Source organism: Halanaerobium praevalens DSM 2228 (genome assembly GCF_000165465.1).
Lineage (GTDB): Bacteria > Bacillota > Halanaerobiia > Halanaerobiales > Halanaerobiaceae > Halanaerobium > Halanaerobium praevalens.
In genome coordinates this window covers 1,787,403-1,813,099 of sequence record NC_017455.1, presented here as the reverse complement: position 1 = coordinate 1,813,099, position 25,697 = coordinate 1,787,403, and the positions used below count along the sequence as shown (strand labels likewise).

Genomic DNA, 25,697 nt, shown 5'->3' with positions numbered 1-25,697 from the left:
ATAATATTGTAGAAGTTAATCTGACACCATTTAGAGCAGATATTTTTATTGACACTTAATTAAAATTGAGATATAATTAAATTGGTTATAAAAGTTTAAAAATCATTTTATAATGGGGTGGTTAAACAGTGGAGAGGCTGCGCCGTAAAACTAATTTCACTAAAAATGAAAGAGAAGAAATAGTTGAAAGAATGGTTAAAGGATATCAAAAAATGGCTGCTGCAAACGACAACTATGCTCAAGATGTTTCTCTACTTAAAGATGGGACTAATTAGTTCCATCTTTTTTCTTAATTTTGTTAGTTTTTTCTTAAATGTTTAACTTTTAAATTAAGATAATTTGAAAAAATATTGGAGGTGGTTTTTTTGCCAGAAAGCAAAAATTTAAAATTTGAACTTCCTGTTTATTTAATAGAGGAAATTAAAAAATATTGTAAAAGTGATGAACAAGATTGTACAAATTTTTTAAACAAGGCAATTAAATTTTATTTAAAAGAATTAAAAAAAGAAGAAGTACGTAATCATTTGCGGGATGGATATCAAAAAATGGCCGGTCTAAACCAGCAGTTAGCTGATGAGGGGTTATCAAGTGAATGTTATTCCTATTTGTGTTATGAGCAGCGACTGGTGGAGTGTGAAAAAATTGAAAGTAAAAAGGGGTGATGTTTATTATGCAAATTTAAATCCAGTAGTTGGTTCTGAACAAGGTGGAGTAAGACCAGTATTGGTAATCCAAAATGATATTGGAAACAGATACAGTCCCACAGTAATTGTAGCTGCAATTACTTCTAGAATTAAAAAAGCTAAGCTACCAACCCATGTTGAAATTACAGGTGATTATACAAATTTAGATAAAGATTCTGTTATTTTATTAGAACAGATAAGAACTTTAGATAAAAAAAGATTACAAAGACATATCGCCCATTTAGAGGAAGATGTAATTGAAGATGTTAATCAGTCTATAGAAATAAGTTTAGGTTTAATAGATCTATAATTTTTTATAAATTATTTAGTTATTATTTCTGACATTATTTATCTTGACAGTGTGAAAAAAATATCATATAATTTTATTAGTTATTTTTAATTAAAATAGTGAATTTAATCACTATCCTTTATTTGCGGGAATATTTTACAAATTGCAAAAATGACAAAAATAAGATATTATTTATTTATGGAGGTAGAAAATGAAATTAAAAACTGTCAAGACTTTGCTTGAAGCAGAGGTTATTTATGAAGATGCTGCTGAAAGTGAAGAACTTGAAATAAAAAATGCTTGTGGAGCCGATTTGATGAGTGATGTTCTTGCTTTTTCTAATCATAAAACACTTTTATTGACTGGTTTAACTAATCCTCAAGTAGTTAGAACAGCAGAGATGATTGGTTTAAAAGTAATTATTTTTGCTAGAGGTAAAAAACCACAAATTGAAACAATTTCCCTGGCAAATCAGTTGAATATTTTTCTATATTCTACAGAAAAGCCATTATTTGAAGCGTGTGGTCTTTTATATAAAAATGGAATTGGTCCAGAAGAAATGAATTATATTGAAACCTCCAAATAACTTAGCAGGAGTTGATTTCGTCTTTGAAAAAACAGAAAATTTTAAATAAAGAAATTGCAAGTTTTGATTTTCAAAGTGGAGGTGAAGCCTCAAGTAATTTAAAAAATATTTTACGCAAATTAGGAGTTCCAGCAAAAACAGTTAGAAAAACAGCAATTATTACCTATGAACTAGAGATGAATGTTGTGATTCATTCCTGTGGAGGAGAATTAACTGCTTTAATTTCTGAAAATGAACTAGAAATAAGAGTAGATGATAGTGGCCCAGGAATTGAGGATTTAGATAAAGCTTTTACTGCAGGTTATTCTACTGCTAGTGAAGAAATTAGAGAAATGGGATTTGGAGCTGGAATGGGTTTAGTTAATGTTAAAAGATATGCTGATCAAATTGATGTTAAATCTTCTTCAAAAAATGGAACTCATGTTAGAGTAATAATTGAATTATAGATTAGATTCAATTAACTAATTATGGCAGGGGGATAATAATGACCAGAAAGCATTCTGTGCTTTTAAAAGAAGAAAAGTGTGAAGGATGTACTAATTGTGTTAAAGGTTGTCCAACTAAAGCAATTAGAGTTCATCAAGGTAAAGCCTGGATTAAAGAAGATTTATGTATTGATTGTGCAGAATGTATCAGAGCTTGTGAGTATCATGCTAAATATACTCAGACAGATCATCTTTCACAAATTTTAAAGAAAAAATATCCTGTTTTATTAATTCCACCCAGTTTTTATGGTCAATTTTCTGCCAATATTTCAGCTGCTAAAATAAAAAAATCAATTAAAAATTTAGGTTTTAAAGCAGTTTTTGATGTAGCAGATGCAGCAGCTGCTTTATCTAGAAAAACACTTTCATTTTTAAATAATAATACCGGCAGTTATATTTCTACTTCTTGCCCAGTTATTGTAAGATTAATTAAGTTACAATTTCCTGATTTAATTGAAATGCTTATTCCTTTAAAATCGCCAGTAGAATTAATGGCAGAAAGAGTTGAAAAAAAAATTAAACAAGAAAAAAATATTAAAGCTGATATTTTCTTTTTAACTCCTTGTCCAGCTAAATTAACTACTACTGAAAGAGCAATTGGCCAAAAGTCTAGTTTTTTGAGTGGAGCTATAGGGGTTGAAAATATTTATCAAGAAATATATGAATCACTTTCTGAGATAGAAGTTGAGTTGGAATCCCAAGATTTGATAACTATGGCTACTATTTGGGGAAGTGAAGGTGGAGAAGAAAGCATTTTGAAATCTTGGCAGGAGATTAATACTTTAAGTGTTTCTGGTATTAAAGAAGTTAAGAAATTATTGAATGAGATAGAGAGAAATAATATTCCTGATTCAATTAGATATTTTGAACTTACTTCTTGTAGTGATGGTTGTATTAGTGGAGTATTAAATGTAATTAATTCTTTTCAGGCTCATTTTAATTTGGAACAGAGAATAAAGAAAATCGTAAAACAAAGCCAAACAAAAAATTTAGAAAAATCTAATAAAGATGATGAATATTATAATTTTTCCTTATCTCAAGCTATTAAAGCAGATAACCTATCTAAACTTGATAATGATTTTAAAAAAGCAATGGAAAAATTAGAAAAATTACAAAAAGAAATTGAACTTTTGCCTGGTCTAGATTGTGCTGCTTGTGGTGCTCCAGATTGTAAAACTTTTGCTGAAGATGTGATTCATGGGAGAGCAAATAGATCTGATTGTATATTTATGTTAAGAAAACAATTAGGTCAATTAGCTGATAATCTTTCAGCATTAGCAAATGAATTACCACCTGTAATGGGATCTAAAAAAGAGGAGGCAGAAAATGACAGTTAAAGAATTAGCTGAGCAATTTGAGCTGGAAATTGTTGCTGGTCCAAATTTAGAACAAGAAATAGATGGAGTATATATTGGAGATCTTTTGAGCAATGTAATGGCAAGAGCAGAAAAAGAAAATTTGTGGTTAACTGTTCAGGGTCATCAAAATGTAGTAGCAGTAGCTTTATTGGTCGAGTTAGCAGCTGTGATTCTTGTTGAAGATTTTGATTATGAAAAAAATGCTATTGAAAAAGCAAATGCAAAAGGAGTTAATCTCCTTAAAACTAAGCATAAAAGTTATGATTTAGCCTGCTCTTTATGTGAGAATAATATTTAAATGCAAAAATTAAAAGCTGATCTTCATCTTCATTCTGTTTTGTCACCTTGTGGAGATTTATTAATGACTCCAGCTCAAATAATAAAAAAGGCAAAAGCAAAAAGAATAGATGTTTTAGCTTTAACAGATCATAATAGTGCTGAAAATGCAGAAGTGTTTAAATATTATTGTGAAAAGTATAATTTAAAATTTATCCCAGCTATGGAAACTGAAACAAAAGAGGAAATTCATATTTTATGTTATTTCCCAAATTTGAAAAAACTTTTTAAATGGCAAGAAATTGTTTATAGTTGCTTACCAGAGCAGGAAAATGATGAAGATTTTTTTGGTCCGCAAATAAAGTGTGATTTAAGTGATGATTATCAATCAAAGATCAAAAAATTATTAGCTGGAGCTATTAGTTTGAGTTTAGAACAGTGTTTTAAAAAAGTTAAAGCATTAGATGGGATAGTTGTTCCTTCTCATTTAGATCGCAAACACAGTATTATTTCACAATTGGGTTTTATTCCACCAGAATTAGACTTAGTCACTGCTGAAATATCTAAAAATACTTCAACTCAAAAGCTAATAAATGAATTCCCTGACTTAAAGCAACTTCAATTTATGCAAAACTCTGATAGTCATTATTTAAAAGAAATAAAGGCATATCAAAATTTAATAGTTAAAGAATTTTCTTTTTTAGAATTTAAAAAAGCTGTGTTCAAAAAAGATAAAAGAAAAATTGAATTAATTGTAGACTAAATTTCAAGGAGGTAATTATTAATGGCTGAAATGACAGAAGAAAAATTAGCAGAATTTTTAAAACCAGTAGCTGAAATCTTAGCTCGTTATGGAAAAAAAGAAAGATATTTGATTCCTGTTTTACAGGAAGCACAAGAGGAATATGGATATTTGCCAGAAGAGGTATTAAAGGAAATAGCAATTGGTTTGAATTTATCTTTAAGTCAGGTTTATGGAGTTGTAACTTTTTATAGTCAATTCCACCAAGAGCCCCGTGGGAATAATATTATCAGAGTTTGTATGGGAACGGCTTGTCATGTTAGAGGTGGAGAAGAAATCTTAAATGCAATTAAAGATGAACTTAAAATTGAAGCTGGTCAAACAACAGAAGATTTAGAATTCACTTTAGAATCTGTAGCTTGTATAGGAGCTTGTGGCTTAGCACCAGTTATTATGATCAATGATGATACACATGGCCGACTGACTCCTGAAAGCATCCCTGAGATCATTTCTAAATATAAATAAGATGAGAGAATTATCTCTTCATATTTTAGATATTATTGAAAATTCTCGTCGGGCAGAGGCAGATTTAATTAAGATAGTTATTAACGAACAACCAGCTAATAACTTACTCAAAATTATGATTGAGGATAATGGTCAAGGTATAGATGCTCAGAAATTGAATTCAATTACTGATCCTTTTATTACTAGTAGAACAACTAGAGATGTTGGCTTAGGTTTAGCTTTATTTAAAGCAGCAGCAGAGAATTGTGGTGGTAATTTAATAATTAACTCTGAGCTGAATAAAGGAACTAAAGTTGAGGCTGAATTTAAATATAATCATATAGATCGAGCACCTTTAGGTGATATGACAACTACAATCAGTAATTTTCTGGCCGCTAATGGTGATCAAGTAGATATTATTTATAACCATTATTTTGCAAAAAAAAGTTTTGAATTTGATAGTCAAGAAGTTAAATCAGAATTAGAGGATCTTTCAATTCAATCAAGACAAATAATAGCTTGGATTCGAGAATATATTGAAGAACATTTAGCACAAATTCGTGGAGGTGAAGCGTTTTAATGAAATCTTTAGCAGAATTAAAAGAGTTAAGAAATAAAGTTCAAAAAGAAATGAAAAAACGTGATCAAGGAACTAGAGCTGAAATTATAGTTGGGATGGGAACCTGTGGAATTGCAGCAGGAGCTAGAGAAATTTTAAAAGCAGTTTTAGCAGAAGTAGAAAAACGAGATTTAGATGTTAGAGTAACTCAAACTGGATGTATTGGAATGTGTGAAAAAGAACCACTAATGGATGTTAAATTGCCAGGCAAGGAAAGAATTACTTATGGTAATCTTAATCCAGCTGATGTTCAAAAAATAATAACTGAGCATTTAGTTAATGGCCAAGTAGTTTCTGATTTAGTAATTGCAAGACATGAATCAAAACATAAATAATAAGGAGGCACTTGTAAATGAAAGATTCTATTTATCGTTCCCATGTTTTAATCTGTACAGGAACCGGATGTGTATCATCTGGAGCTAAGACTTTAGAAGAATCACTTGAAGAAGAGTTAGCAGCAAAAGATTTGAGTGGAGAAATAAAAATTGTAGAAACTGGTTGTCATGGTTTTTGTGAAAAGGGACCAATTATGATTGTTTATCCTGAAGGTGTATTTTACTGTGAAGTTCAGGCAGAAGATGTTCCTGAAATAGTTGAAGAACATCTTTTAAAAGGGAGAACAGTCGAAAGATTACTTTTTAAAGAACCTATGACAGATGAGCAAATTCCATCTTATCAAGATATTGATTTTTATAAAAAACAGCAAAGAATTGCTTTAGCTAACTGTGGTCAAATTGATCCAGAAGCTATAGATGAATATATAGCTTTAGGTGGTTATGAAGCAGCTGGTAAAGTCTTAACTGAAATGGATGCACAAGAGGTTGTAGATACTGTTAAAGATTCAGGTCTTCGCGGCCGTGGTGGTGGAGGTTTTCCAACAGGTCTCAAATGGCAATTTGCTAAAAACTCTGATGGAGATAAAAAGTATGTAATCTGTAATGCAGATGAAGGGGATCCAGGAGCTTTTATGGATCGAAGTATTTTAGAAGGAGATCCTCACCGAGTAATAGAAGGAATGTTAATTGCAGCTTATGGAATTGGAGCAGATGAGGGCTATGTTTATGCTAGAGCAGAATATCCTTTGGCAATTAAGCGTTTAGAAAAAGCAATTAAAGATGCAGAAGAGTATGGTCTATTGGGTAAAAATATTTTTAGTAGTAATTTTGATTTTAAATTACACATTAAAAAAGGTGCAGGTGCTTTTGTTTGTGGTGAAGAAACTGCTTTAATGAATTCTATTGAAGGAAAAAGGGGAATGCCTATTCCTAGACCACCTTATCCTGCTAAAAAAGGACTTTGGGGTAAACCTACTAATATCAATAATGTAGAAACTTATGCTAATATTCCTTTTATTATTAATGAAGGAGCAGCTGAATTTTCTAAAATTGGAACAGAAGGTAGTTCAGGAACTAAAGTTTTTGCTTTAACTGGTAAAATTAATAATACTGGTTTAGTAGAAGTACCAATGGGTACAACTTTAAAAGAGGTTATTTACGAGATTGGCGGCGGCTTAAATAAGGGTAAAAAGTTTAAAGCTGTTCAAACTGGTGGTCCTTCAGGTGGATGTTTACCAGAGGATTATCTAGATTTACCAATTGATTATGATTCTTTACTTGATGCTGGAACAATGATGGGTTCTGGTGGTATGGTGGTAATGGATGAGGATTCTTGTATGGTTGATGTAGCAAGATTTTTCCTTAACTTTACTCAAAGTGAATCATGTGGTAAATGTACTCCTTGTCGTGAAGGAACAAAGAGAATGTTAGAAATTTTAAACAGAATTACTGAAGGTGAAGGAAAAGAAGGAGATATTGAGCTTTTATTAGAATTAGGAGACCATATTAAGAGCACTTCTTTATGTGGTTTAGGTCAATCAGCCCCAAATCCTGTTTTAAGTACAATTCGATATTTCAGAGATGAATATGAAGCACACATTAAAGATCAAAATTGTCCAGCAGGTGTTTGTGATGAGCTAACAAGTGATTATTATATTATCGATGAAGAAGCTTGTATTGGCTGCAGTAAATGTTCTAAAGTATGTCCTGTAGATGCTATAAGTGGAGAAATTAAAAATCCATTTAAAATAGATCCCGATGTTTGTATTGCTTGTGGAGCATGTGAGCCAGAATGTCCTGTAGATGCAATAGCACAGGCTTAAACTCTTATAATAGGAGGTAAATTAATGAATAAAGTTAAATTAACTATAGATAAACAAACTATTGAAGTTGAAGAAGATAGTACAGTTTTAGATGCAGCTAAAGAAGTTGGAATTGATATTCCTACTTTATGTTATCATCCAGATTTAAGTTTACATGGTGCTTGTAGGGTTTGTGTAGTTGAAGATGAAGAAAGTGGTAATTTACTTGCTTCATGTGCAACACCTGTTAGAGATGGGATGGAAATTAATACTAGAAGTATGAAAGCTAGAAAAGCTAGGCGAAGAAATGTAGAACTCTTATTAGCAAATCACCCAAATGATTGTTTAGGTTGTGATCGAAATAACCACTGTGAACTTCAGGATATAACCTATAATTTAGGTATTAAATCAGAAGAAGTAGCCAAGTTTGCTGGTGCTAAAAGAGAATTAGAACTAGATACAACAGGACCTGCTTTAAAAAGAGATCCTAATAAATGTATTTTATGTGGTCGTTGTGTAAGAATTTGTGAAGAAGTACAGGGAGTTTCTGCTCTTCAATTTACTGAGCGTGGTTTTGATTCAATTGTAACTACTGCTTTTGATCTACCTCAAGCTGAAATTAATTGTGCAAATTGTGGCCAGTGTGCAACAGTTTGTCCAGTTGGAGCAATTACAGAAATTAATGAAATAGATAAAGTTTGGGCTGCCTTAGAAGATGATGATCGACATGTTATAGTTCAGACAGCTCCTTCTATTCAGGCAACTTTGGGAGAAGAATTTGGAATGGAAACTGGCACAATAGTTACAGGTAAAATGGTTGCAGCTCTTAAAAGAATGGGTTTTGATAAAGTATTTTCAACTGATTTTGCAGCTGATTTAACTATTTTAGAAGAAGGTAGTGAATTTTTAAAGAAATTAAATGGTGAAGGTGAACTTCCTCATATAACTTCTTGTTGTCCTGGTTGGGTTAAATTTGCTGAGCATAATTTTCCAGATTTATTAAAACATTTATCTTCAGCTAAATCACCAATGCAGATGTTTTCAGCTCTAGGTAAAACTTATTATCCAGATCAAACTGGAGTTGATCCTGAAAAGATTTATACAGTAGCGGTGATGCCTTGTACAGCCAAAAAATTTGAAAAAGATAGAGAAGAAATTAATGGTTCAGATTTTAAAGATACAGATGCAGTTTTAACTACCAGAGAATTTGCTAGAATGATCAAAGAAATGGGAATTAATTTCAATAAACTGCCAGAAGAAGATTTTGATGCTTTAATGGGGAAATCAACTGGTGCTGGAACAATTTTTGGAACTACAGGTGGAGTTGCAGAAGCAGCAGTTAGAACTGTTAAAGAAAAATTAACTGGAGAACCTTTAGAAAGATTAGATTTAGGTTTTAGAGGCATCAATAAAGCTGAAGTAAGAATTGGAGATCGTTTGATTAAAGTTGGAATTGCAAATGGTCTAGGTAATGCTTCTAAAATACTGGAGCAAGTAAGAAAAGGAGAAAGTGATTTAGATTTTATTGAAGTAATGGCTTGTCCTCACGGTTGTGTTGGTGGAGGTGGGCAGCCTCGTCCAGCTACAAATGAGAAAAAAGAAAAGAGAGGTTCTGGACTTTCAAATATTGATGATTCAAGTAAAATTAGAAAATCACATGAAAATCCTCAAATTATAAAATTATACGAAGAGTTTTTAGGTGAACCTTTAGGTGGAGAATCACATCATTTATTACACACTAAATATAAGGCAAGACCTAAGAATTAGCTTTTCATTAAATTTAAAAATCATTCTGGTATTATACCAGAATGATTTTTTATTTCAAAAAGACTTGAAAATTAAAGTAAAGACTGATATTATTAAATAAATAATAATTTTTAGAGTGTAACTGTTGAATCAGGCATAATCTAGAAAAAGATAAGTGATGTTTTGAAGATTAATCTATCTTTTTGCTAGATTTTTTTATTAGCTACTTTAAATTTTAATTAGATACTTATTTTTGCGTTTTTGGTATCTCCAAGGAGGCCTATATGGTTACAGCTGGAAAATATATTATCAAACAGATATTTAACAATAACGTTATTTTAGCAATAGAGGCTGAAACTGAAAAAGAATTAATATTCATTGGTAAGGGTATTGGTTTTTCTAGGAGAAAAAATGATCAATTTTTAAAATCTGAAATTAATTTTGAAAAAGAGTTCGCTCCAATTGAAGGAGCCAAAAGAAAAAATTATATTAAGCTTTTAGAAGAAGTAGATAGCAGAGTAATTGGAATAACTGAAGAAATAATTGCAATGGTTAGTGATAATCTAAATGAAAATTTAGATCCGCATATTAGAATTGGTCTTGCTGATCATATAGCTTTTTCTTTAAAAAGAATTCAAGCAGGAATAGAAGTTTTAAATCCATTTTTAGCAGAGACAAGAACACTTTATAGTCAAGAATATAAATTGGCAGAAAAAGCTGTTCAAATGATCTCTGAGCGTTTTGAACTTGAAATACCAGAGAGTGAGATTGGTTTTATTACTCTGCATATTCATGGGGCTAGAAATGAGCGGGGAATTTCTAAAACTTTAAAAAATACCTCTCTTATTCAGGAGCTTGTTAACAAAGTTGAGTCTGAGCTTGGCCAAAAACTTGCCTATGAAAGTTTAAACTATGCTCGTTTAGTTAATCATCTTCGTTTTGCTTTAGAGAGAATTGAAACTGAGGCTGATAATCCTAATCCATTGTTAAGCAATATAAAAGAAAATTTTAAAGAATCTTTTGCTTTAGCTAAAAAGCTGGCTCAAATCATAGAGAATAAATTCGATTATCATGTACCAGATTCCGAAAAAGGCTATTTAGCTTTGCATTTACATCGTTTAAAAAGAGATTTATAATTATTAAATAAGATATTAATTTCATATTAATTTGGCGTGTAACTGTTAAATCAGGCAAAAGCCGATTAGATAGATAAGCTTAGTTAAGGCTTTATTCTATCTAGTCGGCTTTTTAATTTTTATAGATAAGTACTTATAATTATTATAATTTAAAAAGGAGGATTTTATTTATGAAAGGTTTTAAAAAGTTACAAAAAGTTGGAAAGGCTTTAATGACCCCAGTTTCTGTTTTGCCAGCTGCTGGTATTTTAGTAGCAATTGGAAGATTACTGCAAGAACAGAATGGATTAGTTTATGATGTAGGTAATGTAATGTTTAATAGTGGTATTTCTATTTTTGAGCACTTACCATTAATCTTTGCTATTGGAGTAGCTATTGGTTTTGCTGGAGATGCAGTGGCAGCTTTGGCAGCTGGAGTTGGTTTTACAGTTTATGCTAAAGTTTTAGAAGTAATGGCTTCTATAATTAATATTTCTGAAAAGACAGGTGGTAGTGTTGAATCAATTAACACAGGTGTTTTTGGTGGTATTATAGTTGGTATAATAGCTGCACAAATGTATAAAAAATTTCATCAGACAGAATTACCCCCTTATTTAGGTTTTTTTGCGGGTAAAAGATTAGTACCAATTGTAACAGCTACTTGTTCTGTTTTTGCAGGAGTTGCTCTTTCTTTTATTTGGCCACCAATCCAAGTTCAAATTAATGAATTTGCTCGTTTTGCAATGAATTCTGCTATTGGTCCTGCTTTATATGCAGCCGGGAAAAGAGCTTTAATTCCTGTTGGCTTACACCATGTTTATTATCCACCATTTTTATATGAATTTGGTAGATTTACAACTGAAGCTGGTCAAGTTTTAAGAGGAGAAACTGCTAGATTTTTTGCTGGTGATCCAAGTGCTGGACGCTTTATGGCAGCAGAATTTCCAATTATGTTATTTGCTTTACCTGCAGCTTGTTTAGCAATGTATTTGAGAGCTAAAAATAAAGTTAAAGTAGCAGGTATGTTAACTACAGCTGCTATTACTTCATTTTTAACTGGAATTACAGAACCAATTGAATTTTCATTTATATTTGTAGCACCACCACTTTATTTGTTTCATGTAATTGGTGCTTTTATTTCTGGACTTTTAACTAATTTCTTTAATGTTAGAATAGGTTATACTTTTTCAGCTAGTGCTATTGATTATGTTTTAAGTCTTTCTAACCTTGGTAATCCAATGATGTTTTGGTTTGTTGTTGGTCCTATAATGGCAGTACTTTACTTTACTGTTTTTTATTTTGCTATTCCTTTATTTAATTTCGAAACTCCAGGTAGAGAATCTGAATCTGATGATCCCGAAAAAGAGGCTGTAGTTGATAAAAATCAGCGAGTAGAAAATATTCTTGCTGCTTTAGGAGGAAGTGAAAACTTAGAAAGTGTTGATGCTTGTATAACTCGATTAAGGTTAGAAGTAGTAGATAATTCTAAGATTGAAGAACAGAAGTTGAAAAAATATGGTGCTTCTGGAGTTATGAAATCAGGAAGTAGTGTTCAAGTAGTTTTTGGACCTGAATCAGATGCTTTAAAAGATAAAATAAAGAAAATAATGGATTAATCTTAATTTAAGTATATTCAAAAATCTAATTTATATAATTATTAAGAGGAGGAAATTTTATGTTTAATATTTTTAAGAAAAAAGAAAAACATTTAGCTGCACCTTTTGCTGGAGAAGTTGTTGAATTAAGTCAGGTTCCTGATGAGGCTTTTGCTCAAAAAATGTTAGGTGATGGTTTTGCGATTATTCCAGAAGAAAATGTAGTGAAAGCACCATGTGCAGGAGAAATTGTTCAGATATTTTCTACTGGCCATGCAGTTGGTATTCAAACTAAAAAAGGATTAGAAGTCTTGATTCATATTGGAATAGATACAGTTAAATTAGATGGTGAAGGTTTTACAAAATTAGTTAAAAATGGTGATCAAGTTAAAGTTGGAACTCCACTGATTGAAGTAGATTTAGATTTTATTAAAGAAAATGCTCCTTCAATTACTACTCCTGTAATTATTACTAATATGGAAAAAGTAAAGAAAATGGAGATTGTTAAAAAGGGGAAAGTTGAATCTGGAGCAGAAGTTTTAAAAATTGAATTAGACTAAATTAAATAACAATTAAAAAGTTATGTTGGGGAATAGCTGTTTATTTAGACAGTTATTCCCTTTTTATCTTTGTTCATATTTGATATAATAAAAAAGAAAGATTTATTTTTAATTTAAGAACAGGATGATAAAATATGAAATTTAATCGAATTGTAGTTAAAGTAGGTAGTAGTACTTTGACTAATCAAAATGGGAAATTAAACTTTAGTCAATTAGATTCTTTAAGTAGACAGCTGGTGGATCTTAAAAATCAGGGAAAAGAAATTATTTTAGTTAGTTCAGGAGCAGTTGCTGCTGGAATGGGTGAGCTTGGATATTTGACAAAGCCAGCTTCTATCCCAGAACAACAGGCTTGTGCAGCTGTAGGGCAGGGTCTTTTAATTGGAATTTATAATAAATTTTTTAGACAATATGGAGCAAAATGTGCTCAAATTTTATTAACTTCAAGTGATCTTGAAAATAGAAATCGTTATTTAAATGCTTTTAATACTTTAGAAAATTTAATTGAGCATGAAGTAATTCCAATTATTAATGAAAATGATACTATTGTTACAAATGAGATTAAAGTTGGTGATAATGATACTTTATCAGCTAGAGTAGCTGGCTTAGTAGAAGCTGATTTATTGATTAATTTATCTGATGTTAATGGACTTTATAATGCTAATCCAAATGGAGATTATGAGAATGTAAAACTTATTTCTAAGGTAGAAAATATCACTGCTGAAATAGAGAAAATGGCAGGTGGTAAAGGAAGTAAAGTTGGAACTGGAGGTATGGAGACTAAAATTGAGGCTGCCAAAATTGCTATTAACTCAGGGGTAATGATGATTATTGGTCCTGGAGCGAAAAAAAATTCACTTTTAAAAATAGTTGAGATGGCTGAAAATAATGAATCTAATATTGGGACAACTTTTTTAACTGCTCAAGAGCGGTTGTCTAAAAGAAAGCAATGGTTAAATTTTAATTTACCAGCAGCAGGAAAATTGATTATTGATCAGGGAGCAGCTGCAGCTTTGCTTAAAAGAGGAAAAAGTTTACTTCCTGGTGGAATTACTGAAGTTGAGGGTGATTTTAAAGCTGGTGATCCAGTTCTGATTAATCAAGGCAGAGAAAAAATTGCTAAGGGTATTGTTAATTACAGTGCTCAAGAAATAAAAAAGATTAAAGGTGCTCATTCAAATAAGATTGAAGAGATTTTAGGTTATTTTAATAAAAGTGAAGTTATTCATCGAGATAATATGGTTGTAGGGGGAGATAAAAGTGAGTCTTAGAGAAAATTTGATTGTACAGGCCAAAGCAGCTCAAATAAGTTCGCGTCAGTTAGCAAAAGCTGGAACTAAAGAGAAAAATAAAGCTTTAAATTTGATTGCTGATAAACTTTTGGCAAGGAAAAATGAAATACTAGAAATTAATGAAAAAGATATGATTAAGGGTCAAAATAATGGTTTAACAAAGGCACTTTTAGATCGGCTTAAATTAACTGAAGCTAGAATTGAGTCAATGGCTTTAGGTCTCAGAGAAGTTGCTGCTCAAGAAGATCCAATTGGAGAAATACCTCAAATGTGGAAAAGACCAAATGGATTGCAAATAGGAAAGAAAAGAGTTCCCTTAGGTGTAATCGGAATTATTTATGAGGCGCGCCCTAATGTTACAGTTGATGTAGCTGGTCTGTGTTTAAAATCAGGTAATAGTGTTATTTTACGCGGAGGCTCAAATGCTTTCAATTCAAATAAAATTTTAACTAAGATTATTCAGTCTGGTTTAAAAGCTGCTGGTTTGGCTCAAGAAGCTGTACAGTTGATTGAGACAACTGATCGGAAGGCAGTAGATATTTTATTTACTTTAAATGATTATTTAGATGTTTTAATTCCTCGTGGTGGAGCCGGTTTGATTCAAAAAGTAGTTAATGAATCAAAAGTACCTGTAATTGAAACTGGAGTGGGTAATTGCCATGTTTATGTAAATAAGGAGGCAGATTTTACTAAAGCTAAAAAAATAGTATTTAATGCTAAATATTCTCGCCCCGCCGTCTGTAATTCAGCTGAAACATTGCTTATTGATCAAGAGATTGCAGCTGATTTTTTACCTGAGATGGCCCGTATTTTTGCTGAAAGTGAGGTTGAATTAAGAGGTTGTAAAAAAACTAGAGAACTTGTACCGAAGATTAAAGAAGCAACTGAAGCAGATTATGAAAAAGAATTTTTAGATTATATTATGGCTGTTAAAATTGTAGATAATTATGAAGAAGCTGTAGAACATATTTATTCTTATGGAACTAAACACTCTGAGGCTATAATAACTGAAAATTATACTACTGCCCTCTCATTTTTAGATGATATTGATGCAGCAGCAGTTTATATTAATGCTTCAACTCGTTTTACAGATGGCTCAGAATTTGGTTTAGGTGCAGAGACTGGAATTAGCACCCAAAAGCTTCATGCTCGAGGACCAATGGGTTTAAAAGAATTGACTACAACTAAATATATAATTATGGGTAATGGTCAGATTAGAGAATAAAAAGGAGGAAGCTTAAGTGAACTTAGCAATTATTGGTTTTGGAAATATGGGTAAAGCTATTTTAAGTGGTATTTTAGAAAAAGATGTAATTAAAGCTGAAAAAATTATAGTAGCAGATAAAAAAGTTTCAGATCCGAACTTTGAATTAGAAGCTAGGTTTTCTAAAACAAAAGTTGTTGCTGATAATCTTCAGGCAGTAGCAAAGGCTGATCTTATTATTTTAGCTGTTAAACCGCAAATTATAAGGAAAGTTTTAGAAGAAATAAAAAATGATTCTAAAGATAAGATTATTGTTTCTGTAGCTGCTGGTATAAAAAAATCTCTCTTTAGTCAATATTTTGGAGAAAAAGCCAAAATAGTTCGAGTTATGCCGAATACTCCAGCTTTAGTTGCTTCTGGAATGAGTGCAATTTATTATTCTAAAACAGTTAAACCTCACGAAAAAGATTTTATTGAAAAAGTATTTGGAGCTTTAGGAGAAACAGTAGAAATTAGTGAAGATAAAATGGATGCAGTTACTGGGCTTAGTGGAAGTGGGCCAGCTTTTGTCTATCTTTTTATTGAGGCTTTAGCTGATGCAGGAGTTTTAAAAGGTCTTGATCGTAAAACAGCCCTTAAATTAGCTGCTCAAACTGTTAAAGGTGGAGCAGAAATGGTTTTGAAATCAGCTAAACATCCAGCTGAATTAAAAGATATGGTGGCTTCTCCTGCTGGAACCACAATTACTGGATTAGCTGAGCTAGAGGCAAATAGCTTCCGTTCAACGGTTATTAAAGCTGTTAAAGCTGCAGCAGAGCGTTCAGAGGAGCTGGGAAATTAAATGGCTGCAATTTATGATTTAATTACAGATTCAGAAGCAGAGACTAAAAAATTTGCAGCTAAATTAGCTAATTTAATTACAAGTCCAGCTTTAATTTTGCTCAAAGGTGAGCTTGGTACAGGTAAAACATTAATTACTAAAGCAGCAGCGGCAGAACTTGGCTATCAAGATGATGTGACAAGCCCAACTTTTAATTTAATCCAAGAATATCAAGCTGAAACTGAGATCATTCATATGGATCTTTATCGCTTAGAGCAGAGTGATCAACTATTAGATATTGGCTTTGAAGATTATTTAGATCGAGAAGCAGTAATCTTTATAGAATGGCCCGATTTAGCCTTAGCCCTTATCCCAGCTGATTTTATTTTTATAGAAATCACTAAAATAGCTGCTCAAAAAAGAAAAATAGTAGTTAGAGGAGAAGGAGAACAAAGTAAATTGATAATAGAAAGGTTGAATAAAGAATGTTAATTTTGGCAATTGATACTTCAAGCGATATTTTAGGATTAAGTTTAATTGATTCAGGGCAGCTTAAAGGGGAATATAATTTAAGTTTAAAGAGAAAACATAGTGAAAAACTGCTGCCATTAATTAAGCAATTTTTTCAGCTTTTAGAAATTGAAATTGAAGCCTTAGATGGAATTGCTGTTGCTACAGGCCCTGGTTCTTTTACTGGGTTGAGAATTGGCATTACAACTGCTAAAATGTTGTCTAGAATCTTTTCTATTCCTGTTAAAGGAGTTAGTACTCTAGAAATTATAGCAGCTGGTCTGGAGGCAAAATATATTTTGCCTTTACTTGATGCTCGAAGAGAAAGAGTCTATTATGCTTTTTATAATAATTTAAATAATAGAGAAAATAATTCTTTAATAGAGCTAAAAAAGGCAGCAAGTACTGAAATTAAAAAATTACCTGAAATTTTAAGTGCTTATCAAAATAAAGAAATTGCTATTGTCGGAGAAAAGACAGCAGCAGTTGCTAAAGTTTTAAGAGCAAATGATTTTAAAATCAAAACTACTGCAGCTGAAAATAATTTTCCTCGGGCAGCAGTTTTAGCTAGATTAGGTCAAAACTATATTGAATTAGATCAAAAAGATGATATTTATCAGCTTAAACCTGCTTATCTTAAAAAAACTCAAGCAGAAATTAATTGGGAACAGAAATACGGGAGTGGAAATAGTGAAAATAAAAAATAAGACAGAAGATATTTATATTTTGGCTTTAGAAAGTTCTTGTGATGAGACAGCAGCTTCAATTAACAAAAACGGATTAGAAGTATTAGCAAATGTAGTTTCATCTCAGGTTGATTTGCACAAAAAGTTTGGGGGAGTAGTGCCTGAAATTGCCTCACGCAAACATTTAGAGCTTTTATTACCTGTAATTGATCAAGCTTTAGCTGAAGCAGGCCTTAAATTTGAAGATTTAGATGCTGTAGCTGCTACTTATGGCCCAGGCTTAGTTGGTGGCTTATTAGTTACTTTAACTGCAGCTAAAACTATTTCTTTAGCTTTAGATATACCTTTAATTGGTGTTAATCATATTGTTGGTCATATTTATGCTAATTTCATTGCTAATCCTAAAATTAAAAAGCCGCTTATTTGTTTAACTATTTCTGGAGGTCATAGTAATTTATTATATTTTGAAAATTTAAGAGGCTATAAAATTTTAGGCAAAACTATAGATGATGCAGCTGGAGAAGCTTTTGATAAAATTTCTCGTTTTTTAGGTTTAGGCTATCCTGGAGGACCAGAGATTGAAAAAGCAGCTCTTAGAGGTGATCCAGAGTCTATAGATTTTCCGAGAGCTGATTTAGGCAATAGTTATAATTTTAGTTTTAGCGGCTTAAAAACGGCTGTTATGAATTATGTTAATAATGAAGATCAGCGAGGAAATAGAATCGATAAAAATGATTTAGCAGCTAGTTTCCAAGCAGCTGTCGTAGACAGTTTAGTTGCTAATTTAATTAAGGCAGTAGAGAATTATGAAGTGCAGAGTGTTGTTTTATCAGGGGGAGTAGCAGCAAATCAAAGATTAAGAAAAGTAATAAGTAAAAAATTAAAAAGCTTTAATTTAGATTTTTATTATCCACCCTTAGAGCTTTGTACTGATAATGCTGCTATGATTGGAGCAGTTGCCTATTATCAATATTTAGAAAAAGATTTTGCTCCTTTAAGTCTGAGTGCTGATCCATCTTTAAAATTATAGGTGATAAAATTGAAAAATAAAGAAGAAATTATATTTAAAACAGTTAGAGAAGATAATATTTTACCAATAACTTCAATTTGTAAGTTGAATTGTATTTTTTGTAGTCATAAAAATAATCCACCAGAAGTAGAGACTTATAGTTTTGGCCATTTAGATTTTGAATTAGTTAAAACTATGATTGAATTTTTAAATCCACAAAAACCAGTTTTTATCGGTGAGTCTGCAAGTAAAATTATTGAAGGAGAGCCTTTTGTTCACCCTAATATTTATCAAATCCTTAAATACCTGCGTCAGCGCTGGCCGAAAATAGAAATTAAAATAACCACTAGTGGTTCTTTTGTTGACTTAAATAAAATAAAATTATTTAAATCTTTAAAGCCTTTGGAACTAAATATTTCTTTAAATGCCCCCGCTCCTAGCGAACGGGTTTTTTTAATGAATGATTCTAGACCAAAAAATGTTTTTAAATTAATTCCAGCTTTAAAAGAAAATGAAATAAATTTTGAAGCAAGTATAGTTTCAATGCACCATTTAAAGGGCTTTAAATATTTAAAAGCTAGTTTTGATTTTTTAGAATCATATCCACCTCAAAGTTTAAGAGTTTTTATGCCAGGATTTAGTAGTTTTGCTGCGGAAAATTTAATTCTTGACCAAGGAGAATATTATAAATTAAATCAATTTATAAAATCTGAAAAAGAAAATTATTCTTATCCAATTATTATTGAACCTCAATTAATAAAAACATTAAAAGCTGAAATTAAAGCAGTTTTAGCTAATTCTCCAGCAGATGCAGTTGGTTTAGAAAGTGGTATGATTATCTTAGAGGTTAATCATCAAGCTGTTAAAACTCGAGTTGATGCTTTTTATAAAATAAAAACTGCTAAAAACCCAATCCTTTTATGTCAAAACGGGAATGAAAAATTTGTTATAAAATTGATTAAAGAAAAAGAACAAAGTTCAGGTCTAATTATGTCTTATGATTTAAGTTTGACTAAAAAGAGAAAGTTAGAGGCTTATATTAAAGAAAGTTATAAAAAAGCTCAAAATAAAGCAACAGTAATTTTAACTTCTGTTCTAGCTTATGATTTTATCAGAGAATTTTTGGCCAAATATTTAAATAGCAATTACAATTTAGATTTAATAAAAGCAAAAAATAATTTTTTTGGAGGTTCAATTGTAGCAGCTGGTTTACTTTGCAATCAAGACTTAATTCAAAATATTAAAACTAGTTCTAAGCAAAAAATTGAAAGAATTATTTTACCTCAAATTATTTATGATTATTATGGTAATGATCTTTTAGGAGAACATTATAATCAACTAGAAGACTATTTTAAAGCAGAAGTAATTTTAATCTAAAATGTTTTTAGGTTACTATTGAAAAATATTTGATGTTAATCAAAGAATGAGTGCTTTAATTTATTCTAATATACTTTAATAGACTCTAAAAGCTTTTTAAGACATTTTAGAGGGTTTGATTTTCGCTTCTGTCTTAGATATTATATTTACAGTACTTGTTAGCACTCGACTTAAATGAGTGCTAATTAATAAGCTAATCAGAAAAAAGAATATAATATTAGAAGGGGGTTATTTTTAAATGAGTATTAAACCATTAAATAACAGAGTTGCAGTAAAATTTGTTGAAGATAAGGGTGAAGAAAAAACTAAAGGAGGTATTGTACTTCCTGATACAGCAACTAAAGATGAAAAGCCACAGCAAGGTGAAATTGTAGCTGTTGGGCAAAATATCGCCCCAGAAGGCGGAGAAGCAGAAGTAGCTGTTGGAGATACAGTAGTTTTTGACAAATATGCTGGAACCAAAATAGAAGTTGATAGTGAAGAATACTTAATCTTATCAATGGATGATGTTTTAGCGGTAATTAATTAAAGAAGAAAATATTTAAGCTTGATTTTTACTTTTACTTTTAAAAAATAACTCAGTTTAATCATACAGGAGGGATTTAGATGCCAAAACAGTTAAAATTTGGTGAAGAAGGACGTCGTAAATTAGAAAGTGGAGTTTCACGTTTAGCAAATGCAGTTAAGGTAACACTTGGTCCAAAAGGACGTAATGTACTTTTAGAACAGAGCTTTGGTTCTCCTACAATTACTAATGATGGAGTTAGTATTGCTAAGGAAATAGAACTTAAAGATCGTTATGAAAACATGGGAGCACAGGCAGTAAAAGAAGTTGCTACTAAAACTAATGATATTGCAGGTGATGGTACAACAACTGCAACTGTATTAGCAGAAGCAATTCTAAAAGAAGGTTTTAAAAATGTTGCTGCTGGTGCCAATCCAATGTTACTTAAAAAAGGAATTAAAAAGGCAGTAGAAAAATTAACTGAAGAGATTGCTTCAGTATCTAAGCCAGTAGAAGGTAAAGAAGCAGTATCACAGATTGCTTCTATTTCTGCAGGAAATGACCAAGAAGTAGGTCAATTAATTGCAGAAGCTATGGAAAAAGTTGGACAAGATGGAGTTATTTCTGTAGAAGAGTCAAAAAGCATGGGAACTTCCTTAGAAGTTGTAGAAGGTATGCAATTTGATAGAGGTTATTTATCTCCATATATGGTAACTGATACTGATACAATGGAAGCTTCTTTAGAAGATCCATATATCTTAATTACAGATAAAAAGATCTCGAGTATTCAAGATATTTTACCTTTATTAGAGCAAGTTGCTCAATCAGGTAAAAGCTTAATGATTATTTCTGAAGAAGTTGAAGGTGAAGCTCTAGCTACTTTAGTTGTAAATAAAATTAGAGGAACCTTTAATTGTGTAGCTGTTAAAGCTCCTGGTTTTGGAGATCGTCGCAAAGCAATGTTAGAGGATATTGCAGTCTTGACTGGTGGAACCTTAATCACTGAAGATCTTGGTCTAAAGCTTGAAAACGCAAGTATCAATGATCTTGGTCAAGCACATAAAGTAACTATTACTAAAGATGATACAACTATTGTTGAAGGTAATGGTGATAAAGAAGAAATTAAAGATAGAATTGCTCAGTTAAGAAAGCAAATTGAATCAACTTCTTCTGATTTTGATAGAGAAAAATTACAAGAAAGATTAGCTAAATTAGCAGGTGGAGTTGCAGTAATTCAGGTTGGTGCCGCAACAGAAACTGAGCTAAAAGAAAAACAGCATAGAATCGAAGATGCTTTATCTGCTACTAGAGCAGCTGTAGAAGAAGGTCTAGTTGCAGGTGGAGGTACTACCTTCTTAGAAGTTATGTCTGCCCTTGATGATCTTAATTTAGAGGGAGATGAAGGTACTGGAGTAGATATTGTGCGTAAAGCATTAGAAGCTCCAATTAAACAAATTGCTAATAATGCAGGTCACGAAGGATCTGTTATTGTAGAAAGAGTTAAAGAAAAAGAAGCAGGTATTGGTTTTGATGCATTAAAAGGTGAGTATGTAAATATGATTAAAGCTGGAATTATTGATCCAGCCAAAGTTACTCGCTCTGCTTTACAAAATGCTTCAAGTGCTGCTTCAATGCTTTTAACCACTGAATGCTTAGTTGCTGATGATAGTAATGAAGACGATGATAGCAATGGTGGTGGAATGCCAGCTGGTATGCCCGGAGGAATGGGCGGAATGGGTGGCATGGGTGGAATGGGCGGTATGATGTAAGTCCATTACACTCAATAACTTTTTGAATTTAAAAGATGTATCCTTTTATCGGGATACATCTTTTTTTATAATATTTAGTTTATTTTGAATAGAATTTTATTAGTTTAAAAAAAGGAATTTTTTGCCGAATAGCGAATTATTAAAATAGGCGAAAAATAATAATGAAAGGACTAATTTGCTTTATTAAATTTTAAGAATAGCTCTACTACTTTATTATTTAAATTTTTGTTTAATTTTTTTTAATAAGATTAATTTAATTTTTCAAAAGAATAAAATAATATAGGTGGTGGTAGCAAAAATACATAGAGTTTTAATTTGGCCTAAGCTCTTTAAATAAGGTGATTATATGATAAAAGATTTTGTAGTTTATGTATTATCAGACTCAGTTGGAGATACAGCTGAACAGGTAGCACGTGCTTCAGCAGAACAGTATCAAGCTTCAAATTATGAAATTAAAAAATATCCCTATGTTGAAAGTAAGCTTAAAATCGATAATATTATGGAGGACCTTGATCCTAAAAATTCAATTTTTGTTTATACTATAGTTAATCAAGAAATTTCAGAGTATTTACAAGCTATATGTCAAGAAAAAGAAATCCATTATATTGATGTTATGACTGAAAGCTTAAATGCTTTTACAGAATTTTTAAATGAAGAACCAACTAGAGAGTCAGGAATAATTCGTAAATTAGATGAAGACTATTTTAAAAGAGTTGAAGCAGTAGAATTTGCTGTTAAATATGATGATGGTAAAGATCCAAGAGGTATTTTAAAAGCTGATATAGTCTTGATTGGAGTTTCACGTTCATCTAAGACACCTTTAAGCATGTATTTAGCTCATAAAAATTATAAAGTAGTAAATATTCCTTTAGTTAAAGGAGCCAAAGTGCCAGAACAATTATTTGAAGTTCCTCGCAAAAAAATTATTGGTCTAATGATTGATCCTTCAGATTTAATTGAGATTAGACGGGAAAGAATCAGAGTTTTAGGTTTGGATAATAGTGTTGATTATGTTTCGGTGGAAAAAATTTATGAAGAATTAGAGTATGCTGAAAAAATAATGAGAAAAATAGGTTGTCCAGTAATCGATATGACTAAAAAAGCAGTTGAAGAAGCAGCAAATTTAGTGATTGATATCATTAATGATCTTAACTAAAAAAAGGAGGGGTTCTTTTTGAAGAAATATGTTTATTCTTTCGAAGAAGGTAAAAAAGAAATGAAATCATTGTTAGGTGGTAAAGGTGCAAATCTGGCTGAAATGAGTAAAATAGGATTACCAGTACCTCCAGGCTTTACATTAACTACAGAAGCCTGTATCCACTATATTGAAATAGGGGAAGTTCTAGAAGACAGTTTAAAAGAGAGTATTTTTGAGCATTTGGAAGATTTAGAAGAAAAATTAGATAAAAAGTTTGGTGATCTTGAAGATCCACTATTAGTGTCGGTTCGATCTGGTGCTGTAATCTCGATGCCAGGAATGATGGATACAATTTTAAACTTAGGTCTAAATGATCAAAGTGTAAAAGGGCTTGCTAAAAAAACATCAAATCCGCGCTTTGCTTATGATAGTTATCGTCGTTTAATTCAAATGTTTGGTAATGTTGTGCTGGGGATTCCAGGCTATGAATTTGATAATTATTTAGAAGATAAAAAAGACGAAAAAGATTATGATAATGATACAGATCTAACTGTTGAAGATTTAAAAGAGATTATTCAAGATTTTAAAGATTTGATTAAAAATCGTAAAAATGTAGAATTTCCTCAAGCACCAGAAAAACAGTTATTAATGGCTGTTAAAGCTGTTTTTAGTTCTTGGAATAATGCTCGTGCTATTTCTTATCGCAATCACAATGATATCCCACATGATTTAGGAACTGCAGTGAATATTCAGACTATGGTTTTTGGTAATATAGGTGATAACTCTGGTACAGGAGTAGCTTTTACTCGCAACCCTGCTACTGGTGAAAATAAGGTATTTGGAGAATTTCTGCTTAATGCTCAAGGGGAAGACGTTGTAGCAGGAATTAGGACTCCTAAAGATATTGAGGAATTAAATAATTTGATGCCTGAAGTCTATCAAGAATTTATAGAGGTAACTGAAACTTTAGAAGATCACTATCAAGATATGCAGGATATTGAGTTTACAATTCAAGAAGGAGAGCTTTATTTATTACAGACTAGAACTGGTAAAAGAACTGCAGATGCTGCAGTAAATATTGCAGTTGATATGGAAGAAGAAGGCTTAATTGATAAAGAAACTGCAGTGATGAGAATAGATCCCGAAGATATTAGTCAATTATTACATCCTAATTTTAAAGAAGAAGAATTAGAAAAGGCTGATTTATTAGCAACTGGACTAGCCGCTTCTCCAGGAGCAGCTACTGGTAAAGTTTATTTTAATTCAGAAGATGCAGCTCAGGCAGCAGCTGATGGGGAAGATGTAATTTTAGTACGAAAAGAAACTTCTCCTGAAGATATAGAAGGTATGGTAGAATCAAATGGAATTTTAACTTCGAGGGGTGGAATGACTTCTCATGCAGCAGTTGTAGCACGCGGTATGGGTAAATGCTGTGTGGCTGGAGCAGGAGATATTCAAGTTGATGAAGCATCTAAAAAGTTTTTTGTAGATGACCGAGTTTTCAATGAAGAAGATTATATTTCTCTAAATGGAAGTACTGGAGAAGTTTATGCTGGAGTTGTAGAAACTACTGATGCTCATCTAACAGATAATTTCAAAAAAATAATGAACTGGTCAGATGAGTATAGAACTATGGGAGTTTATACTAATGCAGATACACCAAATGATGCTCAAGTAGCTGTTGATTTTGGGGCAGAAGGCATAGGACTTTGTCGAACTGAGCATATGTTTTTTGATAGTGAAAGAATTATTTCAGTTAGAGAAATGATTGTTGCAGATAGCAAAAAGAAAAGAAAAAAGGCTTTAGATAAGCTATTCCCTTATCAAAAAGATGATTTTAAAGGTATTTTTAAAGTCATGCAGGATAAAACTGTAACAGTTAGATTATTAGATCCTCCTTTACATGAATTTTTACCACAGAATGAAAGAGATATTCAAAAATTAGCTGATCAGCTTCGAATTCCAATCACTGAATTAAAAAGAATTATTGATGAACTTGAAGAAATGAATCCAATGCTCGGCCACCGCGGCTGTCGTTTAGGAATTAGCTATCCAGAAATTTATAAAATGCAGGTTAAAGCTATTATATCAGCTGCTTTAGAAGTGAAAGAAGAAGAAGGTTACGAAGTTAAAGCTGATATTATGATTCCTTTAGTTGGTTCAGAAAAAGAACTTTCTATTCTGCGAAATGATGCAATTGAAATTGCAGATGAATTATTAGAAAATGCTAGTGTTAAAATAGATTATAGTGTTGGAACAATGATTGAAATTCCTCGAGCTGCTTTAACTGCAGATAAAATTGCAGCTCAGGCTGACTTCTTTTCTTTTGGAACTAATGATTTAACTCAAATGACTTATGGATTTTCGCGAGATGATGCTGGTAAATTTATTAGTCAATATTTAGATCAAGAAATTTTTGCTAAAGATCCTTTCCAAGTCTTAGATCAAGAGGGTGTAGGCCAATTAGTTGAAAAAGCAACTGAATTAGGAAGAAAAGAAAAGCCAGATTTTAAAATAGGTATTTGTGGAGAACATGGTGGAGAACCCAGTTCAATTGAGTTTTTCCATAAAACAAATCTTAATTATGTTTCTTGTTCACCTTATAGAGTACCGATTGCTCGCTTAGCAGCAGCTCAAGCAGCTTTAAAAAATAATTAAAATAGGATCAAATTAATAAATTACTCCCTCCTAA

General features: G+C 31.5%; 27 protein-coding genes. All 27 read left to right on the top strand.

The features are described from left to right. Nucleotides 1-128: 128 nt before the first annotated feature. The 27 genes from HPRAE_RS11205 (at nt 129) to ppdK (ending at nt 25,663) form a co-directional block, all read left to right on the top strand. Nucleotides 129-275 carry a hypothetical protein gene (locus HPRAE_RS11205; RefSeq protein ID WP_014553785.1) on the top strand — a complete coding sequence of 49 codons (147 nt, stop codon included), beginning with the start codon at nt 129-131 and terminating at the stop codon, nt 273-275. A gap of 90 nt (nt 276-365) precedes the next feature. After that, nucleotides 366-662, top strand: a complete 297-nt coding sequence (locus HPRAE_RS08365) for a hypothetical protein (RefSeq protein ID WP_014553784.1) — start codon at nt 366-368, stop codon at nt 660-662. Beyond that, nucleotides 643-993: a type II toxin-antitoxin system PemK/MazF family toxin gene (locus HPRAE_RS08360; protein WP_014553783.1), complete on the top strand. Its 351-nt coding sequence runs from the start codon at nt 643-645 to the stop codon at nt 991-993. The genes HPRAE_RS08365 and HPRAE_RS08360 overlap by 20 nt, the downstream gene beginning before the upstream one ends. Before the next feature lie 190 nt (nt 994-1,183). Continuing rightward, nucleotides 1,184-1,558: a hypothetical protein gene (locus HPRAE_RS08355; RefSeq protein WP_014553782.1), complete on the top strand. Its 375-nt coding sequence runs from the start codon at nt 1,184-1,186 to the stop codon at nt 1,556-1,558. A 23-nt stretch (nt 1,559-1,581) separates the two neighbouring features. Then, nucleotides 1,582-2,004, top strand: a complete 423-nt coding sequence (locus tag HPRAE_RS08350) for an ATP-binding protein (protein ID WP_014553781.1) — start codon at nt 1,582-1,584, stop codon at nt 2,002-2,004. A 38-nt stretch (nt 2,005-2,042) separates the two neighbouring features. Continuing rightward, nucleotides 2,043-3,380: a [Fe-Fe] hydrogenase large subunit C-terminal domain-containing protein gene (locus tag HPRAE_RS08345; protein WP_014553780.1), complete on the top strand. Its 1,338-nt coding sequence runs from the start codon at nt 2,043-2,045 to the stop codon at nt 3,378-3,380. Continuing rightward, nucleotides 3,370-3,699, top strand: coding sequence for a DRTGG domain-containing protein (locus HPRAE_RS08340; RefSeq protein ID WP_014553779.1), 330 nt, complete (start codon nt 3,370-3,372; stop codon nt 3,697-3,699). Before HPRAE_RS08345 ends, HPRAE_RS08340 begins: the two co-directional genes overlap by 11 nt. Beyond that, entirely contained in the window at nt 3,700-4,440 is a 741-nt protein-coding gene (locus HPRAE_RS08335) for a PHP domain-containing protein (RefSeq protein ID WP_014553778.1), read from the top strand. 21 nt (nt 4,441-4,461) lie between these two features. Further along, nucleotides 4,462-4,944 carry an NADH-quinone oxidoreductase subunit NuoE gene (gene nuoE / locus HPRAE_RS08330; RefSeq protein ID WP_014553777.1) on the top strand — a complete coding sequence of 161 codons (483 nt, stop codon included), beginning with the start codon at nt 4,462-4,464 and terminating at the stop codon, nt 4,942-4,944. A gap of 1 nt (nt 4,945) precedes the next feature. Further along, a complete protein-coding gene (locus HPRAE_RS08325) occupies nt 4,946-5,503 on the top strand; it encodes an ATP-binding protein (protein WP_014553776.1) in 558 nt (185 codons plus the stop codon). After that, nucleotides 5,503-5,877: a (2Fe-2S) ferredoxin domain-containing protein gene (locus HPRAE_RS08320; RefSeq protein WP_014553775.1), complete on the top strand. Its 375-nt coding sequence runs from the start codon at nt 5,503-5,505 to the stop codon at nt 5,875-5,877. The genes HPRAE_RS08325 and HPRAE_RS08320 overlap by 1 nt, the downstream gene beginning before the upstream one ends. 17 nt (nt 5,878-5,894) lie before the next feature. Next, entirely contained in the window at nt 5,895-7,700 is a 1,806-nt protein-coding gene (gene nuoF, locus HPRAE_RS08315; protein WP_014553774.1) for an NADH-quinone oxidoreductase subunit NuoF, read from the top strand. A 24-nt stretch (nt 7,701-7,724) separates the two neighbouring features. Then, nucleotides 7,725-9,446 (top strand): NADH-dependent [FeFe] hydrogenase, group A6, encoded by a 1,722-nt coding sequence (locus HPRAE_RS08310; RefSeq protein ID WP_014553773.1) that lies wholly within the window; start codon nt 7,725-7,727, stop codon nt 9,444-9,446. A 263-nt stretch (nt 9,447-9,709) separates the two neighbouring features. Beyond that, complete coding sequence (locus HPRAE_RS08305) at nt 9,710-10,561, top strand: PRD domain-containing protein (protein ID WP_014553772.1); 852 nt, start codon at nt 9,710-9,712, stop codon at nt 10,559-10,561. A 170-nt stretch (nt 10,562-10,731) separates the two neighbouring features. Further along, the gene (locus tag HPRAE_RS08300; RefSeq protein ID WP_041607008.1) at nt 10,732-12,156 is read left to right on the top strand and encodes a PTS transporter subunit EIIC; all 1,425 of its coding nucleotides are present in this window, start codon (nt 10,732-10,734) and stop codon (nt 12,154-12,156) included. Nucleotides 12,157-12,215: 59 nt separating this feature from the next. Beyond that, nucleotides 12,216-12,695, top strand: coding sequence for a PTS sugar transporter subunit IIA (locus HPRAE_RS11200; protein ID WP_041607006.1), 480 nt, complete (start codon nt 12,216-12,218; stop codon nt 12,693-12,695). A 134-nt stretch (nt 12,696-12,829) separates the two neighbouring features. Next, on the top strand, nt 12,830-13,966 hold the full coding sequence (gene proB / locus HPRAE_RS08290; protein WP_014553771.1) for a glutamate 5-kinase: 1,137 nt from the start codon (nt 12,830-12,832) through the stop codon (nt 13,964-13,966). Then, a complete protein-coding gene (locus HPRAE_RS08285; RefSeq protein WP_014553770.1) occupies nt 13,956-15,212 on the top strand; it encodes a glutamate-5-semialdehyde dehydrogenase in 1,257 nt (418 codons plus the stop codon). Before proB ends, HPRAE_RS08285 begins: the two co-directional genes overlap by 11 nt. A 16-nt stretch (nt 15,213-15,228) precedes the next feature. Continuing rightward, nucleotides 15,229-16,032: a pyrroline-5-carboxylate reductase gene (gene proC / locus HPRAE_RS08280; RefSeq protein WP_014553769.1), complete on the top strand. Its 804-nt coding sequence runs from the start codon at nt 15,229-15,231 to the stop codon at nt 16,030-16,032. Continuing rightward, nucleotides 16,033-16,503 carry a bifunctional tRNA (adenosine(37)-N6)-threonylcarbamoyltransferase complex ATPase subunit type 1 TsaE/phosphotransferase gene (locus tag HPRAE_RS08275; RefSeq protein WP_014553768.1) on the top strand — a complete coding sequence of 157 codons (471 nt, stop codon included), beginning with the start codon at nt 16,033-16,035 and terminating at the stop codon, nt 16,501-16,503. Then, entirely contained in the window at nt 16,497-17,228 is a 732-nt protein-coding gene (gene tsaB, locus HPRAE_RS08270; protein ID WP_014553767.1) for a tRNA (adenosine(37)-N6)-threonylcarbamoyltransferase complex dimerization subunit type 1 TsaB, read from the top strand. Before HPRAE_RS08275 ends, tsaB begins: the two co-directional genes overlap by 7 nt. Next, a complete protein-coding gene (gene tsaD / locus HPRAE_RS08265) occupies nt 17,212-18,237 on the top strand; it encodes a tRNA (adenosine(37)-N6)-threonylcarbamoyltransferase complex transferase subunit TsaD (RefSeq protein ID WP_014553766.1) in 1,026 nt (341 codons plus the stop codon). The genes tsaB and tsaD overlap by 17 nt, the downstream gene beginning before the upstream one ends. A gap of 9 nt (nt 18,238-18,246) precedes the next feature. Then, on the top strand, nt 18,247-19,593 hold the full coding sequence (locus tag HPRAE_RS08260; protein ID WP_014553765.1) for a DUF512 domain-containing protein: 1,347 nt from the start codon (nt 18,247-18,249) through the stop codon (nt 19,591-19,593). Nucleotides 19,594-19,831: 238 nt separating this feature from the next. Next, nucleotides 19,832-20,122 carry a co-chaperone GroES gene (locus HPRAE_RS08255; RefSeq protein ID WP_014553764.1) on the top strand — a complete coding sequence of 97 codons (291 nt, stop codon included), beginning with the start codon at nt 19,832-19,834 and terminating at the stop codon, nt 20,120-20,122. A gap of 77 nt (nt 20,123-20,199) precedes the next feature. Then, nucleotides 20,200-21,867, top strand: a complete 1,668-nt coding sequence (groL, locus tag HPRAE_RS08250; protein ID WP_014553763.1) for a chaperonin GroEL — start codon at nt 20,200-20,202, stop codon at nt 21,865-21,867. A 346-nt stretch (nt 21,868-22,213) separates the two neighbouring features. Next, entirely contained in the window at nt 22,214-23,023 is an 810-nt protein-coding gene (locus tag HPRAE_RS08245) for a pyruvate, water dikinase regulatory protein (RefSeq protein WP_014553762.1), read from the top strand. An 18-nt stretch (nt 23,024-23,041) separates the two neighbouring features. Next, a complete protein-coding gene (gene ppdK, locus HPRAE_RS08240; protein ID WP_014553761.1) occupies nt 23,042-25,663 on the top strand; it encodes a pyruvate, phosphate dikinase in 2,622 nt (873 codons plus the stop codon). Nucleotides 25,664-25,697: the final 34 nt, after the last annotated feature.

What these genes read in the sequence shown, in the direction of transcription:
- HPRAE_RS08245 (WP_014553762.1), top strand. Translation starts at nt 22,214, where the DNA reads ATGATAAAAGATTTTGTAGTTTATGTATTATCAGACTCAGTTGGAGAT.
- HPRAE_RS08335 (WP_014553778.1), top strand. Translation starts at nt 3,700, where the DNA reads ATGCAAAAATTAAAAGCTGATCTTCATCTTCATTCTGTTTTGTCACCT.
- HPRAE_RS08255 (WP_014553764.1), top strand. Translation starts at nt 19,832, where the DNA reads ATGAGTATTAAACCATTAAATAACAGAGTTGCAGTAAAATTTGTTGAA.
- proB (WP_014553771.1), top strand. Translation starts at nt 12,830, where the DNA reads ATGAAATTTAATCGAATTGTAGTTAAAGTAGGTAGTAGTACTTTGACT.
- nuoE (WP_014553777.1), top strand. Translation starts at nt 4,462, where the DNA reads ATGGCTGAAATGACAGAAGAAAAATTAGCAGAATTTTTAAAACCAGTA.
- nuoF (WP_014553774.1), top strand. Translation starts at nt 5,895, where the DNA reads ATGAAAGATTCTATTTATCGTTCCCATGTTTTAATCTGTACAGGAACC.
- tsaB (WP_014553767.1), top strand. Translation starts at nt 16,497, where the DNA reads ATGTTAATTTTGGCAATTGATACTTCAAGCGATATTTTAGGATTAAGT.
- HPRAE_RS08355 (WP_014553782.1), top strand. Translation starts at nt 1,184, where the DNA reads ATGAAATTAAAAACTGTCAAGACTTTGCTTGAAGCAGAGGTTATTTAT.
- HPRAE_RS08300 (WP_041607008.1), top strand. Translation starts at nt 10,732, where the DNA reads ATGAAAGGTTTTAAAAAGTTACAAAAAGTTGGAAAGGCTTTAATGACC.
- groL (WP_014553763.1), top strand. Translation starts at nt 20,200, where the DNA reads ATGCCAAAACAGTTAAAATTTGGTGAAGAAGGACGTCGTAAATTAGAA.
- HPRAE_RS08345 (WP_014553780.1), top strand. Translation starts at nt 2,043, where the DNA reads ATGACCAGAAAGCATTCTGTGCTTTTAAAAGAAGAAAAGTGTGAAGGA.
- HPRAE_RS08310 (WP_014553773.1), top strand. Translation starts at nt 7,725, where the DNA reads ATGAATAAAGTTAAATTAACTATAGATAAACAAACTATTGAAGTTGAA.
- HPRAE_RS08305 (WP_014553772.1), top strand. Translation starts at nt 9,710, where the DNA reads ATGGTTACAGCTGGAAAATATATTATCAAACAGATATTTAACAATAAC.
- HPRAE_RS08340 (WP_014553779.1), top strand. Translation starts at nt 3,370, where the DNA reads ATGACAGTTAAAGAATTAGCTGAGCAATTTGAGCTGGAAATTGTTGCT.
- HPRAE_RS08320 (WP_014553775.1), top strand. Translation starts at nt 5,503, where the DNA reads ATGAAATCTTTAGCAGAATTAAAAGAGTTAAGAAATAAAGTTCAAAAA.
- HPRAE_RS08325 (WP_014553776.1), top strand. Translation starts at nt 4,946, where the DNA reads ATGAGAGAATTATCTCTTCATATTTTAGATATTATTGAAAATTCTCGT.
- HPRAE_RS08275 (WP_014553768.1), top strand. Translation starts at nt 16,033, where the DNA reads ATGGCTGCAATTTATGATTTAATTACAGATTCAGAAGCAGAGACTAAA.
- HPRAE_RS11200 (WP_041607006.1), top strand. Translation starts at nt 12,216, where the DNA reads ATGTTTAATATTTTTAAGAAAAAAGAAAAACATTTAGCTGCACCTTTT.